Source organism: Niastella populi, from assembly GCF_002078015.1.
GTDB classification, from domain to species: domain Bacteria; phylum Bacteroidota; class Bacteroidia; order Chitinophagales; family Chitinophagaceae; genus Niastella; species Niastella populi.
The window spans coordinates 152,158-167,646 of record NZ_LWBP01000056.1; the positions used below are offsets into that span (position 1 = coordinate 152,158).

Sequence of the window (15,489 nt, forward strand, 5' to 3'; positions counted from 1 at the left end):
TGTATCAACTTACTGCAACGAAACTTTATACTTTGTAACAGTATGGTATTTTTCGCCGGGTTTCAAAATGGTAGAAGGGAACTTCGGCTTGTTCGGTGAATCGGGGAAGTGTTGTGTTTCGAGACACAACGCCGTACGGAATTTCACCGGTTTGCCGCCGCTGCTGAATGTACCATCGAGGAAGTTACCGCTATAGAACTGGATGCCAGGCTCTGTAGTGTACACTTCGAGTTTACGGCCGCTGGTAGTATCAGACAAGGTAGCCACCAGTTGCAAACTGCTGTCGGTACGGTTCAATACCCAGTTATGATCGTAGCCGCCGGGAGCAGCGCCAGGTACCGAATCTATACGGGCGCCTATGACATGCGGCGTAGTAAAATCGAATACCGTGCCTTTCACCGCTTTGATCTCACCGGTTGGAATAAGTGTTGTATCAACCGGCGTAAAATGATCGGCAGCTATTTGCAGGGTGTGATTCAAAATTGTATTCTCGGTGCTGCCCGTAAGGTTGAAATAGCTATGATTGGTTAAGTTAACCGGGGTAGCTTTATCGGTTTCGGCTGTATATTCGATGTTCAGTTCATCTGCATCCGTTAAAGTATACACTACCGTTACTTTCAGGTTTCCGGGAAAACCTTCTTCACCGTCTTTGCTCAGATAACTAAGGGTAAGTGAAGGCGTGCTGTCGGCAGCAGGGGTTGCATCCCATACCACTTTATCGAAACCTTTGTTACCGCCGTGCAGGTTATTCTTTCCGTTGTTGGCAGCCAGCGTATAGGTTTTGCCATCGAGTTTGAATTTAGCATCGCCAATGCGGTTGCCATAACGGCCAATGATAGCGCCGAAATAAGGTGGTTTCTTCAGGTACTCATCCAATGATTCCATACCTACTACCACGCTTGACCTATTTCCATTTTTATCGGGCGTAACCCATGAGGTAACGATACCGCCATAGTTGGTTATACCTGCTGTTACACCGTTCTTATTGGTAAGGGTAAACAACTGCACTTTTTTTCCATCTGTTTCACCCCAATCTTTTGAAGTTACGCCTGCTTTGATCATTGTTTCGGAATTTTCTTGTGAAGGTTGTTTGGTTTCGCCTCCGCATGCAACCATGCCGGTGATAAGGGTCAGCATGGCGGCGTGGCAAATCAATCTGTTCATGTGGTAATCCTTTAATGAGTTTTACAAATAGTTTATTTGAAAATTTGTCAAATATCCGGATAATTCTTGAAATCAGCGGTAAGCTTTAAGCGGTAAGCTGTAAGCAAATACAGGCTTTAACTTAACGTTATCGGGACAGCTCATGGCTTAAGGCTTATAGCTATTTATTTTAACTCCAGCACCACTACCGAGAACGGCGGCATCTTTACAGTGAGCGATTTTCCTTTAAGCGCAGCGCCCTGGAAGGGAGCAGGTTTTATTTTAGCAGGTGTATCGAAGCTGTTATAGTCCTGCAGTTTAGCACTTGCCAGTATACGGCCGCTTACGGTCTTTAAATTTCCACCCTGCAGATCGATCGCAATGTCCTGTGTGTTCTTTGCATCGATATTTACCAGCGAAATATGCACCAGTCCGTTCGAGTCTTTGGAAGCCGAAGCCGAAATGGCCGGTAATTTTTCCTTACCGAACACATAGTCGTTGCTTTTGATAGTTAAAGGTATGAGTTTAGCATCCTGGTGCACATTATACATTTCCATCACGTGATAAGTTGGCGTAAGGATCATCTTTTCTTCCTTCGTTAAGATAACCGCCTGCAAAACGTTGATGGTTTGCGCCAGGTTGGCCATGCGAACGCGGTCGGCATGGTTATGAAAGATATTGAGCGTGGCGCCGGCGATCATGGCATCGCGCATGGTGTTTTGCTGATACAGAAAACCGGGATTGGTACCAGGCTCCACATCGTACCAGCCACCCCACTCATCAACTACCAGGGCTACGCGTTTTTGCGGATCGTATTTATCCATGATGGCCGAATGTTTTATCACCAGCGAATCCATGAACAACGCCTGTTTCATGGTGCTGAAATACTGCTGCTCGCTGAAATCCACAGCAGGGCCTTTTTTGTTCCAGTCGATAACGGAATAGTGGTGCAATGCCAGGCCGCCGAGCATATTTCCCGGTATATTTTTCATGAGCACTTCCGTCCAGTTATAATCTCTTGAATTGGCGCCGGAAGCAATGCGGAAGATCTTTGTATCGTTCGACCAGCCGGTCATAAAGGTTGCGTATTTACGGTATACGTCGGCATAATATTCAGGTTGCATATTACCGCCGCAGCCCCAGGCTTCGTTTCCAACACCCCAGTACTTTACACTCCAGGGCTTTTCACGGCCGTTCTGGCGCCGCAGGTCCGACATAGGGCTTTTGCCTTCAAAGCTTACATATTGTACCCAGTCGATGAGCTCCTGTACGGTACCACTGCCAACATTACCCGCCAGGTAAGGTTCTGTACCGATAAGTTCGCACATATTCAGAAAATCGTGCGTACCAAAACTGTTGTCTTCCGTAACACCGCCCCACCAGGTATTGACCATCGATGGGCGTTTGTCCTTGGGACCAATACCATCTTTCCAGTGATAGGTATCGGCAAAACAACCGCCGGGCCAGCGCAGGTTGGCGATCTTTAATTTTTTCAGTGCATCTATAACATCATTGCGTACCCCATTACTGTTGGGGATCTTCGTGTTGCCCTCACCAACATAAAAACCGCCATATACACAATGGCCAAGATGTTCGGCAAAATGACCGTAGATCTGACGGCTGATAGTGGTTTTTGCAGCATCCACATTAAACGTCAGGTTGTTTTGGGCAAGCGAGCTAAAAGCGATCAGCGTTGAACTGGTAAAAAGCAAAGCAAAGCGTTTCATGTAAGAACTTTAAGATGAATGATTAATAAATGTAACAATTCGGTGGTTTATAGAAAGGCTGATTTCGGGCAGCATGATAATCGTTAATTTTTATTAAAAAAGCGGACTGGCGCCGGGGCGGAAATATTTCGTGGGAACGGCAGCAATCCTTTGTTCTTTGGCAGCGTGAAGCTAAGTAAAATCAACATATATGTCAATTACACGTTTAATTATTTTTAATAAAAAGGCAACAAGGGAACGAGGCAACCAGCCATCGAGGGGTTGCATTTTCAGCCCTCTTTTCACTACTCGTTGCCTCGATGCCTTAATGCCTCGTGCCCTGTGCAGCCCTTTTTGTAACTTTACACTATGCATTCCCCTACAGCCTATATTAAAATAAAAAAGATCAATGCCGGCGCACAAACGGAAGTGGATGACGAACTGGCCGTGGAAGAACCGCTTGAAATACAACTGGCATGGCAGGATGATGCCGGTCACCGCTCAAGCACGGTGCAAAAGAACATCTCCGTTACCATGCGAACCCCGGGGAATGATGCCGAACTGGCCGCCGGTTTTCTTTTTACCGAAGGCATTATTCAACATATTGATCAAATACAACATATACTGCCGCAGCAGCATACAACGCTGGTAACCCTGGCAAAAGGAATGGTTCCGCAACTGCAACACGCCGAACGGAACTTCTATGCTACCTCGAGCTGCGGCGTATGCGGCAAAACCGGCATCGACGCCATCAGAACTACCCCGGTTTTTACGCAACCAACCGGTGAACTGGTTGTACCTGCCACAATATTTTACGGTTTGCAAAACAGCCTTCAGCAAAAACAGGTGGTTTTTGAAAGCACCGGTGGTTTGCATGCCGCCGCCCTGTTTGATATAGCGGGAAATTGCATCCTGCTGCGCGAAGATGTTGGCCGGCACAATGCGGTGGATAAAGTGATAGGCGCCGCCTTACAAAACAGGTGGTTGCCCTTACAGCACTACATTTTGCTTTTGAGCGGAAGGGCCGGTTTCGAACTGATACAAAAAGCCGTAATGGCCGGAATTCGTGTTATAGCAGCGGTAGGCGCTCCTTCGAGCCTCGCAGTACAACTGGCAACGGAATATGATATCACTTTGATTGGTTTTTTGCGGAATGACAGGTTTAATGTTTATAGCGGGGCCGGCCGGGTTAAAGTTTAATTGCTGATTTTGAGATCTTGAGACCTTGGGATTTGTTCAAATTGAAACCTTGCGATACATCTTAAAATTGCGTAATTCCAGATGCCCGGGGTCTATTTTAACGCTGCACAGAAAGAAATCTCAAAATCCCAAATTCCCGAAATCGAAAGAACCTAAACCAGGTTCGTTTTAAAACTTTTAGTTAAAAAGTAATGAGTAACAAAAAATTAAGAATAGGAAAAATAAAGAAGTCCGCAGCCGGCCTGCCCGCCATCGTTGAAACCATTAAACAGGTAGTGGGCGAAGCAGGTGTTACGCGTGGCTGGAAGGCGCTGAACAGCATGAACAGGAAAGACGGTTTTGATTGTCCCGGCTGCGCCTGGCCCGACCCTGATGATGACCGGTCGGCATTGGGAGAATATTGTGAAAACGGTGCTAAAGCCATTGCAGAAGAAGCTACGCTTAAAAAGTTAACGCCTGCATTCTTTGCCCAACATGCCATTGAAGACCTGGCCACCCTCAGCGATTATGAAATTGGCCGTAAAGGCCGCATTGCCCAACCCATGTTCCTGCCGCAGGGCGCATCAAATTATCAACCCATATCGTGGAACGAGGCCTTTAACAAAATAGGCACAGCCCTTAACCAGCTGTCATCACCCGATGAAGCTATTTTTTATACTTCGGGAAGAACAAGCAATGAAGCCGCTTTTCTGTACCAGCTTTTTGTGCGTGAATACGGCACCAACAACCTGCCCGATTGCAGCAATATGTGTCATGAAAGCAGCGGCGTGGCATTGGGTGAATCGCTGGGCATTGGCAAAGGGTCGGTTAAACTGGAAGATTTTTATGAAGCGGAAGTGATCATCATACTCGGACAAAACCCCGGCACCAATCACCCGCGCATGCTTACCGCTTTACAAAAAGCAAAAGCAAACGGCGCCCGCATCATTGCCGTTAACCCACTGCCCGAAACCGGACTGATGGGTTTCAGCAATCCGCAACAGGTGAAGGGCCTGCTGGGAATTGACACACCACTTACCGATATTTTTCTGCCCATAGTTATCAATGGCGATATGGCGCTGCTGAAAGCCATCGGGTACCTGTTATGGCAATATGAACAACAACAACCCGGTTCCGTTTTCGACAGGGATTTTATTCGTAACCATACCGAAGGGTACGATGCGTTCATCAATGACCTTCAACAACAGGACCTGGATCATTTATCACAGGCCTGCGGTATTTCTGTAACCCAACTTACCGAAGTAGCCGAACTGTTGAAAAACAAAACCCGCATTATTGCGTGCTGGGCCATGGGTTTAACCCAACATGTAAACGCCGTTGACACTATTAAAGAGATCGTGAACCTGTTATTACTGAAAGGCAGTATAGGCAAACCCGGGGCAGGTACCTGCCCCGTACGGGGCCACAGCAATGTGCAGGGTGACCGTACGATGGGTATTTATGAAAAACCCGGTGAGCAGTTCCTGAACAATATTGCCGCCAACTTTAATTTTCAGCCGCCGCAACACCACGGGTACGATGTGGTGGAAGCCATAAAAGCCATGCATGGCGGCAGGGCATCGGTATTCATTGCCATGGGCGGAAACTTTTTATCGGCCACACCCGATACCAATTACACCGCCGCTGCCCTACGCAGGTGCACATTGACGGTACATGTTTCTACCAAGCTTAACCGAAGCCACCTCGTACACGGCGCGGAAGCATTGATACTGCCCTGCCTTGGCCGCAGCGATAAAGACATTGTGAATGGCGAAGAACAGATCGTATCGTGCGAGAATTCCATGGGTGTTATACAGTTGTCGAAAGGTGTATTGGAACCTGTATCAAACGAATTGCTGAGCGAACCCGTGATCGTATGCCGGCTGGCAAAAGCCACATTGGGCAGTCGCAGCAAGATCGATTGGGATAAATATTTACAAAATTATGATCACATCAGGAATGACATAGAAAGAACGATCGCCGGTTTTACCGATTATAACAAACGGGTACGGGAACCGGGCGGTTTTTATTTACCCAACTGCAACCGCGAAGGTTCGTTCAATACCACCAGTAAAAAAGCACATTTCAATATTGCGCCCATCACTACCATCAAACTGGAAGAGAACGAACTGCTGATGATGACCATACGCAGCCACGACCAGTTCAACACAACCATTTACGGGTTGAACGACCGCTACCGCGGTATTTATCAGGAACGGCGGGTGATACTGATGAACCGGCAGGATATGGACCGGCGGCAGCTGCAACAGGGCGATGTGGTGGATATTTACAATCACCACGGCGGCGTTGAGCGTGTAGCGCATAAATTCATTGTAGTTCCCTACCCCATTCCACCGAAATGTACGGCCACCTATTTCCCTGAGGCCAACGTGCTGGTGCCGGTGAACAGTGTAGCGAAGAAAAGCAATACGCCGGTATCGAAGGCGGTGGTGGTGACCGTGAAGAAAGTCGATGCGTAAGTCGACGCGTTTGAGAATACAGGAATGAGTTGCAGGTTACATTGGCAAATGTGATAATTATCGAATTAGCACATTAGCTAATTGCACATTAGCTAATTACCGTCTTTTATATCTTCCCATCAACTCCCCATACCCAACCACATGCCCCTGCATTGCCTTTTCCAGGTCGTTCCGGCCGGCATCAGGTTTCAACGTAAGCTGCGTATCCAATGCGTAAACTTTGAAATAATACCGGTGTACGCCATAGGGCGGACAGGGCCCGCCATACTTATTTAGCCGGAAATCATTGACGCCCTGTTCTTTAAGAGAAGTGGCCTCCTTTATGTGGGTATCAACCGGAATATTCCATGCAAGCCAGTGTACCCAGGCGCGAATGGGCGCATCAGGATCATCTACGATCAGTGCCAGGCTTTTGGCAGCCGGCGGAATATCAGAAATATCCAGCGGCGGGTTTACATTGAGGCCATCGCACGTGAACCGGGGAGGAATAAAACCGTTGGGCTCAAATTCGGTACTGCTGATATGTAGTGCCGCAATATCGCGGAAAGTTTGCCGGGCTGATGTATTGGAAGTGGTAAATTTCATGGCTATACTTTAATGATCGTTTGTTTGTAAATCGGCATTGATCAAATATATTATCCCAACAAAACTTTAACAATGACGATAATCACACATTATTGTGATTGCGGCAATAAGGAGAATGGGTAATCCTTTGCTATAAATCAATTAGCTACAACAATTTGATAAAGCATACTCAATAACTTTTCATAATTGTCCGTTATACGTATACAAGCACCACCGGCCCGAACGATCGTTGTGCCGGACATAACCATTAAACTTACCGAAAGCCCCTACGTCATACATAATAATGATTAGTGGCGGGTCTATTAACCAGTAACAACAAGGATTACAGGTTGATATACTTGCAAACCGCAGTGCAGCCGATGTATTATTGTGATGTGGTTACATTTTTCACTAAAAAATCACTGTTATGTCCAGCTATCCTTTCAACAACAGCTTCACCAGGCAATTCAGACAGGAACTACCCGTGACATTCTGTGCTGAAGAAAAACCATTTCAACAGATCGTGTTAAGCACTTATGGCCGCAGAAGCGAAGAAGAAATAAACGCTTTAGGCAAATCGCTTAACGATCAAATTCCCGATAACGCCATCATCTCCCGCCTGCTTTCAAAGCTTACCCAAAAAGACAGCAGGGACGCTGCCCGCTTAACAGCCTTTGTACAGGAAACCCACAATGAATTACGCAACCATGCCAGTTCAGAACCTTTTACTGCGCAATACTATAAACACCTTATTGAATTACTGGTTTCGTTTCAGGAACTGGTAGCCGAATACGATATGAACGGCCAGGAACTATTGCTTGGCAACCTGAACGCCTGCTATTTTAATGAAACCAGTTTTGCCGTTAGCCAGTCGGTAGACAGTGAAGAAGTGGCTACCATGCACCGCATCATTGAAGATTATTTGTACCAGGTAGGTGAATACTACCAATATTTTCATATGCTGTTGCAAAAAGAACAGGAGCAGGGGAAAGACAAGAGCCGCGTTCAGGTCATGTCGCACGTATCTTATTACCTCGATACGCTGATCACCTGCACCGAAAAAATGATCATCAATATGGAGATAACCCTCGATATGTTGCTCGAGTGGGAAACCTCACTGCAAAACCGCGAGTCGCAGGTACTGTTCAATTAGTTCACAGTTCACAGTTCACAGTTCATAGTTCATAGTTCCTTGTTCACAGTCTATAGTTCATAGTTTATAGTTCATAGTTTATAGTTCCTTATCTATGAATTGGGTTTGTAGTTCGAGAGCTGGGTTTTTCCATTCAGATTGCATTGCCTTTTCAACTCCTGTTCTATCGTTCGCGATACAACAACCATTCGCACAAGGCTTTTACTTTTCCCGGTATATTCACTGAATTCTTCTATGGTAATAACATCCCGCCTGGATTTACCATAATAATTACGCACCTGCTGCATCATTTGCCGCGCATCGGCATAACTTATTGAATTGATCTTGGAAACATCGATCGCATGAATGTGCCATTGCCTGAAAAACGGCCTGGCTTCATTGGGGAGTTTACAAAAGCAGGGAAGCGCTGCCAGCCTGATGCGTCTTTTCTGATTGATTGTTTGCCTGGCAGTAACGGATAATTTCTGTGGAACTAAGGCCATGCTGAGTTTTCGTTTAATGTCCGCCCGGCACATCACTGCCGGTCAGACGTGGGTTTTGCCAATAGCGGCTTTGGCTCACCAATCAGAATGCCTTAACAAAATGCTGAACGCTCAACGCTTAAGGCTAACCTCCGAAACAAATTCTTCCCGATTATTTTCAATCAGCCCCGAAAATCGTTCTAACCGAATTTCTTCGAACAACCCGAAATTCGGGATATAGCCTTAAGCCTTAAGCATAGTAAGCGTAATTTACAACTTTAAGGCATATACGGAGCAAAAACTAATCGACATTTGATAATAATCAAGGATGCTTTTCTCCCTTTAAAAAACAGGTGCGCCACACCTGCATTATGAGCGCCGGAAAAAGTGTGGCACATCTTAATCAATGTGTTAACAATACCCGATCTTTACCCGGTTCCGTCATAAAAAGTAATGCATTTATCCCTTCTGGCATAAAAATTATGTTCAATAAAGAATACATATAACCGGGGTATCATGGAAAAGAAAATAAAAAATACAAATCACGTCCTTAGCGATAAACTGCACTGGTATAAAGACGCCATAATTTACGAGCTGCACATAAAAGCCTTTTGCGACAGCAATGGCGATGGCATCGGCGATTTTGGCGGACTGATGCAAAAACTCGATTACCTGCAGGAACTGGGCGTGAATACGATCTGGCTCCTGCCCTTCTATCCATCGCCCCTGCGTGACGATGGCTATGATATTGCCGATTACTATAATATTAACAATACATACGGAAACATACCCCAGTTGAAAATGCTGCTCGATGAAGCCCATCAGCGCAACCTGCGGATCATTACCGAGTTGGTCATTAACCACACGTCTGACCAGCATCCCTGGTTTCAGCGGGCAAGGACCGCGCCTAAAGGGTCGCCCGAAAGAAATTATTACGTCTGGACCGACGACCCCACCCAGTACAAGGATGTGCGCATCATTTTCCAGGATTTCGAAGCCTCCAACTGGAGCTGGGACCCCGTAGCGGAACAATATTACTGGCACCGCTTTTTTCACCACCAGCCCGACCTGAACTACGACAACCCGCAGGTACAGAAGGAAGTGTTCAATATTATCGATTACTGGTGCAATATGGGCGTCGACGGTTTCCGGCTCGATGCTGTGCCGTATTTGTTCGAGCGCGAAGGCACCAATGGGGAGAACCTGCCCGAAACGCATGCCTTCCTGAAACGGTTACGCGCTCATGTCGATGAAAAATTTCCCGGCACCGTTCTACTGGCCGAAGCCAACATGTGGCCGGAAGATTCCGCCTCCTATTTCGGCGATGGCGACGAATGCCATATGAACTACCATTTCCCTGTGATGCCCCGGATGTTCATGGCCCTTCAAATGGAAGACCGTTACCCCGTCACCGACATTTTTGATCAAACACCGGCCATACCGCCCACCTGCCAGTGGGCCATCTTCCTGCGCAACCACGATGAGCTTACACTCGAAATGGTGACCGATGAAGAACGGGACTATATGTACAAAGTGTATGCAAAGGACCCCAAGGCCCGCATCAACCTCGGTATCCGGCACCGGCTGGCGCCCCTGATGGAAAATAACCGCGAAAAGATAGAACTGCTCAATTCGCTGCTGTTCTCCCTGCCCGGCACCCCGGTAATTTATTACGGCGATGAGATCGGCATGGGCGATAACTTCTACCTCGGCGATCGCGATGGCGTGCGTACGCCCATGCAATGGTCGCCCGACCGCAACGCCGGCTTCTCGAATTCGAACCCCCATCAGTTGTATTTACCGCTGATCCTCGATCCCGAATATCATTATGAATCGGTGAATGTGGAAATGCAGCGCCGCAATACCTCATCGCTTTTCTGGTTCATGAAACGCATGATCAACATGCGTAAAAAACACAAAGCTTTTGGCCGCGGCGATCTTACCTTTCTGAATGTCGACAACCCGAAAGTGCTGGCTTTTTTAAGGCGGTATGAAAATGAAACCCTGCTGATAGTAGTAAACCTGTCGAAGTTTGCGCAGGTTGCCGAAGTACCGCTGGAGGGTTATAAAGGTTTTGCCCTGATGGAACTGATGAGCAGGAACAAATTTCCGGCCGTTGGCAAAGCAGGCACCTACTTCTTTACGCTCGGTCCGCACAACTGGCTGTGGTTCTCGCTTGAAAAAACACACCCCGGGATCGACGAAAAAAAAACAATTCCGCTGCTGCAAATAAACAAGCTGCAGGATATAGTGAATAAATCGACCCGCGCAGAGCTGGAAAACGCCGTACTGCCGGCCTACCTCAAACAATGTAAATGGTTTACCGGCCGGGCACGTTCGGTGCATGGAGTGGAGATCATCAACTACATGAACATTCCATCATCGCCCGAAGCGTTGCTATTGTTGCTGGAAGTGACCTACGAAAGCGGACTACCGGAAATGTACCAGCTAATAGTAACGTTTGCACAAGACCCGGTGGCGCGAAAACTGGCAAGCAGTTTTCCGCATAGCGTTATTGCCTGGATGCATGCAGGTGAGCAGGAAGGGATCTTGTGCGACGCATTGTTCGTAACTACATTTCAGCAATGGCTTCTTCAACACCTGGCGCACAATGAAACTTTACAGGGCCGCGACAGCAACCAGCTCAGGTTCCATAACAACGGATCGCTGACCACCTATTCGGTGCAACATGAAGATATAAAGTCAAAAATATTCGAGGGTGACCGGTACAATGGTTCCATCACTTACGACAATAATTTCTTTTTGACCATTTACCGTCGGGTGGATTATTATATTAATCCCGATGCCGAAATTACCCATTTCCTGAGCGAAGAAGCAAAATATGAATATATACCCGCATTCCTGGGCGCCATAGAATGGGGCACGGAAAAAGGCATGATCACTATGGGCATGCTGCAGGTGATGATCGAGAACCACGGTAACGGGTACACCTACATGCAGGAACGGGTGTACAATTACATAGAAAGGATACTGGCCCTGAACCAGGATAATCTGCCTGCCTGGGAAGCAATGGGCAACCTTACCGAACCGGTTGGCATCGATGAATTGCCGAATGAATTGAAGGACCTGTTGGGCGGCCGCGCGGCCGACCAGGCGCGGCTGATAGGCATTCGCACCGGGCAAATGCATCTGGCGCTTGCATCAGGCACCATGGTAAAGGATTTTAAACCCGAAGAGTTTTCGCTGCACTACCAGCGCTCCCTGTTCTCAGCCATGGTATCGCTGGTACGGGAAGTTTTTCAAAACCTGAAAAGAAATTTGAACAAACTTCCGCCCGAGCTGCAATCCGAAGCGGAAGAATTACTGAAACATCGCGATGAAGTGCTGAACGTGTTCAAAAAGATCTATACTAAAAAACTAGACGTTTTAAAAATAAGGATCCATGGCTATTATACGTTAAGCCAGGTATTACTAACGGGTAAAGACATTGCCATACAGGGTTACGGCGGTGATCCGCTTCGCCCCTATAGTGAAAGAAGGCTGAAAAGATCGCCGTTGCACGATGTGGCTACCATGCTGCGCTCGTTTCATAATACCGTGTATGAAGGATTTCATCAAAACCATCATATGCTAAAAGAGAATATGGCGAAGTATGTACCTTTTATCAGGCTGTGGGCGCACTATATGGGTGGATTTTTCATGAAAGCGTATCTCGATACGGTTGCAGGAAGCAAATTTATACCGGCCGATAAACATGATTTCAGGGTGATGATACAAACATTTTTACTCGAGAAATCACTGAACGACCTGAACCATGGCCTCAGTAATGGGTATGGTTCCATAATGGTGCCGATGAGAACGATAAAGACTATAATTCGATAATTAGCTAATGTGCTAATGGAATGCATGCTGGGTGGATGCTTACGCGTTAGCTTTAGTTTTATAAAAACTGCTGAACGTCGAAGCATTAGCACTTTAGCAAATCAGCATATTGGCAAATTAATAAAAGGATGCTTACGCGTGCGTTTAAGTTTTATAAAAACTGCCGAACGATGAAGCATGAGCACATTAGCAAATCAGCACATTATCACATTAAAAAAAGAGCGATCCGACTTGCGGACCGCCCCCGTCTAACGTTGGTAGCTTGTTGGTGCTATCAGCGTTTGCTTAACCAAATTCAGGTCTTCGCGTTAAGATAACAGATGAATTCTGCTTTTTCGGACGGATAGTTTTCTGTTCCCGTTCTTGCCTCTTTACAACAATTTCGAAACAGTTTTTTCTATCCTCCTGCTTAACCGATCGCCCTTTGATTAATCTGAGATAAATTTACTAATTCAAAAAAGCGGAAACAATGACCGCCGTCACAACAAAATATTCCCGCCGTCACTTAATATTTCAATGATCCTAATCAATATCACAGTACTTATTTAATTTGTATCTGCTTAAACATCACCCAATTGTATTTTCTAATGCCCAACCGGGGCCGTAAAATTATTATTGATTGAATTGAAGTAAGAATAATTGGTAAATTACTATCAAAATCGATCCGGTTCCGGTTAGTTTTATGACAACATTCTGGACTGAAAATAGCATTCTTACCAACCAAAGCGACACTACACCCCCTGCCGAAATCTTTGATGAATTTTGTCAGGCAATTGGTTATTATTATCAGCAGAAAGGTTACAAATACACCAGAAGCCGCCCGAAAGTGAAAATAGAATCGCGCGACCTTTTTGTGGAAATAAATTTCTGGAGCTCGCGAAGCAATATGGCCGGCAGCAGTGTAGGTTTGGAGATCCTGCCGTATGTTGGCTCCAAGAAATTAAAAAAATGGATCAAAGCAAATAAGACCGGCAGGAACGAATATATCTATGGCCCAACCAAATACGATTTCCGCTATCAGAATATTTACGGCGCCACAGTAGATTTTTTTCTCGACCTCATTCTCAAGATCGATAAATACATTGCCGAACAGCTCGATATAACGGATAATAAAAAATTCATCGACAAACTACTTGCCGAAAACAGCAACGAGCTCATCACCGATAACTTTGCCTGCTATCTTGCCATGACAAATGACCCCCGTTTGTCGGAGTTCATTGAGTCGCATCCGGACGGGATTAGTGTTGAACTGGTAAATAAGTTGAAAGCACTTAGTGAAGATAATAAATTAACTCCCCGCCAATAAAGTTCACAGTTCACAGTTCATAGTTCCTAGTTCACAGTTCTTAGTTCTTAGTTCAGTTGAACCCGCTATTATTCGTGAGCTCAAATGCAAAATACAGAAAGCAGGAAGCTGCAAGCCAAAAGGAAAAAGTAAAAAACAAAATAGAGAAGCAGCAGTTAAAAGCAAAACGCTTAACACTGATTACAGCATTAAGCGTTTTACTTTGACCTTTCGACTTAGCCTGTTTAAGGCAGTATCTTTACCTTTATATTTTTATAATATACTTTGCTGTTAGGATCATGAGCCTGTAAAGCGAATGTACCACTTGAGAGTTTGCGGCTGTTCATATCGGGAGAACGCTGAACATCTTCTGGCTCGGTATATTCAACCAGTACCTTACCGTTCACTTTGGTAGTCACTTTATTTCCTTCCACGATTATTTCCTCGGTATACCACTCATTATCTTTTACATACACCTCTTTTACATCCTGCACCGCATACAAACTGCCGGTACGGCGCCAGTCGGTATGAGAATTATTTACCTGCACTTCATATCCTTTTGAAGGCCAGCCGCCCTGCTGAAAGGCAGTGTGAAAGTAGAGCCCGCTATTTGAGCCGGGTGTAGTTTTCACCTGTGCTTTAAAATGAAAATTCTTAAAATTATGGTCCCCTGCCTTCCCGTCGTAAAACAGGTGCGCTACATTTCCATGGGCAATGATCATTCCGCTATCTACTGTAAAAGACGCTGCATTGTCGCCCACCTTCCAGTTGTTAAGCGTTTTTCCATCAAACAGGGAGATCCATCCTTTTGATTTTTTTTGCGCAACAGCTACCCCACCCAGCATACAGGCTGTGATCGTTAACAGGTATGATAATTTTTTCATTCTAATCATTTGCATGAAGGTAGTTGTTTAGCAAATTATGCAAAAATGTTACCGGGTACCGGGCACCTGTATTTTCGGGATTTCGAATTCAGGTTCGGGTTCCCCGTGTTACTAACTTTTTTTATTCTCCTTAAAACGTTTGTCAACCATACCATTTTTTCTTCTATGTTTTGCAGAGTCGGCAGCAGCCTGGTTCTTTTTGAAACGCATATCGGGTGCACCATCTTTTTTTACTCTTTTTGTGGAATCGCCGGCCGGCGCCTGGTTCTTCCTGTGGCTCATGTTCTTTGCATCCTCTTTTTTCCAGCGTTTCGTAGTGTCACCGGCTGCATGGCTGCCTTTCATTTTCCCGCCGGCAGCGCCCTCTTTTTTCCAGCGTTTAGTGGTATCACCGGCTGGCGCCTGGTTCTTCCTGTAACGCATATCAGCCGTTCCATCTTTCTTCAGCTTCTTTGTGGTATCGGCAGCGGCCTTGTTCTTTTTATAACGCATGTCGGGCGTTCCATCCTTTTTAGCAGGGCCGGCGTTCTTTTTTTTGGTTTCCTTTTTAGCTATTTCCTTTTTTGCGGGGGAAGTTTGAGCGAAATTAATTCCGGTACAGGCGAATAATACACAAATAACAACTAAGACTTTCTTCATAATAGATATTGTTTCTTTAACAGGGAATCATCAAAAATAAAACCAAAAACTTGAACATAAATTGCATCAGCTGTCTATTTAAGATATCCACGTGATCTTCGTTTGATAAAAAAGGTGAGCCGCTCACCTGTCGGCGGGCGGCTCACGCTTAC

At 45.9% G+C, this 15,489-nt stretch carries 11 protein-coding genes; 5 read left to right on the plus strand and 6 right to left on the minus strand.

Going from position 1 to position 15,489, the window contains the following annotated elements:
* Nucleotides 1–9 precede the first annotated feature (9 nt).
* Entirely contained in the window at nt 10–1,164 is a 1,155-nt protein-coding gene (locus A4R26_RS07205; RefSeq protein ID WP_081162874.1) for an aldose epimerase family protein, read from the minus strand.
* Between the two features lie 164 nt (nt 1,165–1,328).
* Entirely contained in the window at nt 1,329–2,870 is a 1,542-nt protein-coding gene (locus tag A4R26_RS07210; protein WP_081162878.1) for an alpha-N-arabinofuranosidase, read from the minus strand.
* 348 nt (nt 2,871–3,218) lie between these two features.
* On the opposite strand from A4R26_RS07210, the gene fdhD reads away from it, so the two are divergent.
* Together fdhD and A4R26_RS07225 are read left to right on the plus strand one after the other, a co-directional pair.
* Nucleotides 3,219–4,049, plus strand: coding sequence for a formate dehydrogenase accessory sulfurtransferase FdhD (gene fdhD / locus A4R26_RS07220; protein WP_081162886.1), 831 nt, complete (start codon nt 3,219–3,221; stop codon nt 4,047–4,049).
* Between the two features lie 191 nt (nt 4,050–4,240).
* Nucleotides 4,241–6,508, plus strand: a complete 2,268-nt coding sequence (locus tag A4R26_RS07225) for an FdhF/YdeP family oxidoreductase (protein WP_081162890.1) — start codon at nt 4,241–4,243, stop codon at nt 6,506–6,508.
* 96 nt (nt 6,509–6,604) lie between these two features.
* Here A4R26_RS07225 and A4R26_RS07230 read toward each other — a convergent pair whose 3' ends face one another.
* On the minus strand, nt 6,605–7,093 hold the full coding sequence (locus A4R26_RS07230) for a YbhB/YbcL family Raf kinase inhibitor-like protein (protein ID WP_081162893.1): 489 nt from the start codon (nt 7,091–7,093) through the stop codon (nt 6,605–6,607).
* 406 nt (nt 7,094–7,499) lie between these two features.
* Here A4R26_RS07230 and A4R26_RS07235 point away from each other — a divergent pair, with 406 nt between their 5' ends.
* Nucleotides 7,500–8,225, plus strand: a complete 726-nt coding sequence (locus A4R26_RS07235) for a Rossmann-fold NAD(P)-binding domain-containing protein (RefSeq protein WP_081162897.1) — start codon at nt 7,500–7,502, stop codon at nt 8,223–8,225.
* Between the two features lie 92 nt (nt 8,226–8,317).
* Here the strand turns inward: A4R26_RS07235 and A4R26_RS07240 are convergent, their stop codons facing one another.
* On the minus strand, nt 8,318–8,707 hold the full coding sequence (locus tag A4R26_RS07240) for a hypothetical protein (RefSeq protein ID WP_133054576.1): 390 nt from the start codon (nt 8,705–8,707) through the stop codon (nt 8,318–8,320).
* 495 nt (nt 8,708–9,202) lie between these two features.
* Here A4R26_RS07240 and treS point away from each other — a divergent pair, with 495 nt between their 5' ends.
* Together treS and A4R26_RS07250 are read left to right on the plus strand one after the other, a co-directional pair.
* Nucleotides 9,203–12,529, plus strand: a complete 3,327-nt coding sequence (treS, locus tag A4R26_RS07245; RefSeq protein ID WP_081162905.1) for a maltose alpha-D-glucosyltransferase — start codon at nt 9,203–9,205, stop codon at nt 12,527–12,529.
* Nucleotides 12,530–13,211: 682 nt separating this feature from the next.
* Complete coding sequence (locus A4R26_RS07250; protein ID WP_081162909.1) at nt 13,212–13,835, plus strand: hypothetical protein; 624 nt, start codon at nt 13,212–13,214, stop codon at nt 13,833–13,835.
* 224 nt (nt 13,836–14,059) lie between these two features.
* On the opposite strand, the gene A4R26_RS07255 is transcribed toward A4R26_RS07250, so the two are convergent.
* Both A4R26_RS07255 and A4R26_RS35380 read right to left on the minus strand, forming a co-directional pair.
* Nucleotides 14,060–14,698 (minus strand): 3-keto-disaccharide hydrolase, encoded by a 639-nt coding sequence (locus A4R26_RS07255; protein WP_081162911.1) that lies wholly within the window; start codon nt 14,696–14,698, stop codon nt 14,060–14,062.
* A 111-nt stretch (nt 14,699–14,809) separates the two neighbouring features.
* Nucleotides 14,810–15,337, minus strand: a complete 528-nt coding sequence (locus tag A4R26_RS35380) for a hypothetical protein (protein ID WP_207625697.1) — start codon at nt 15,335–15,337, stop codon at nt 14,810–14,812.
* Nucleotides 15,338–15,489 lie beyond the last annotated feature (152 nt).

Coding starts and splice junctions, on each gene's coding strand:
- A4R26_RS07205 (WP_081162874.1), bottom strand. CDS start 1,164: ATGAACAGATTGATTTGCCACGCCGCCATGCTGACCCTTATCACCGGC.
- A4R26_RS07210 (WP_081162878.1), bottom strand. CDS start 2,870: ATGAAACGCTTTGCTTTGCTTTTTACCAGTTCAACGCTGATCGCTTTT.
- fdhD (WP_081162886.1), top strand. CDS start 3,219: ATGCATTCCCCTACAGCCTATATTAAAATAAAAAAGATCAATGCCGGC.
- A4R26_RS07225 (WP_081162890.1), top strand. CDS start 4,241: ATGAGTAACAAAAAATTAAGAATAGGAAAAATAAAGAAGTCCGCAGCC.
- A4R26_RS07230 (WP_081162893.1), bottom strand. CDS start 7,093: ATGAAATTTACCACTTCCAATACATCAGCCCGGCAAACTTTCCGCGAT.
- A4R26_RS07235 (WP_081162897.1), top strand. CDS start 7,500: ATGTCCAGCTATCCTTTCAACAACAGCTTCACCAGGCAATTCAGACAG.
- A4R26_RS07240 (WP_133054576.1), bottom strand. CDS start 8,707: ATGGCCTTAGTTCCACAGAAATTATCCGTTACTGCCAGGCAAACAATC.
- treS (WP_081162905.1), top strand. CDS start 9,203: ATGGAAAAGAAAATAAAAAATACAAATCACGTCCTTAGCGATAAACTG.
- A4R26_RS07250 (WP_081162909.1), top strand. CDS start 13,212: ATGACAACATTCTGGACTGAAAATAGCATTCTTACCAACCAAAGCGAC.
- A4R26_RS07255 (WP_081162911.1), bottom strand. CDS start 14,698: ATGAAAAAATTATCATACCTGTTAACGATCACAGCCTGTATGCTGGGT.
- A4R26_RS35380 (WP_207625697.1), bottom strand. CDS start 15,337: ATGAAGAAAGTCTTAGTTGTTATTTGTGTATTATTCGCCTGTACCGGA.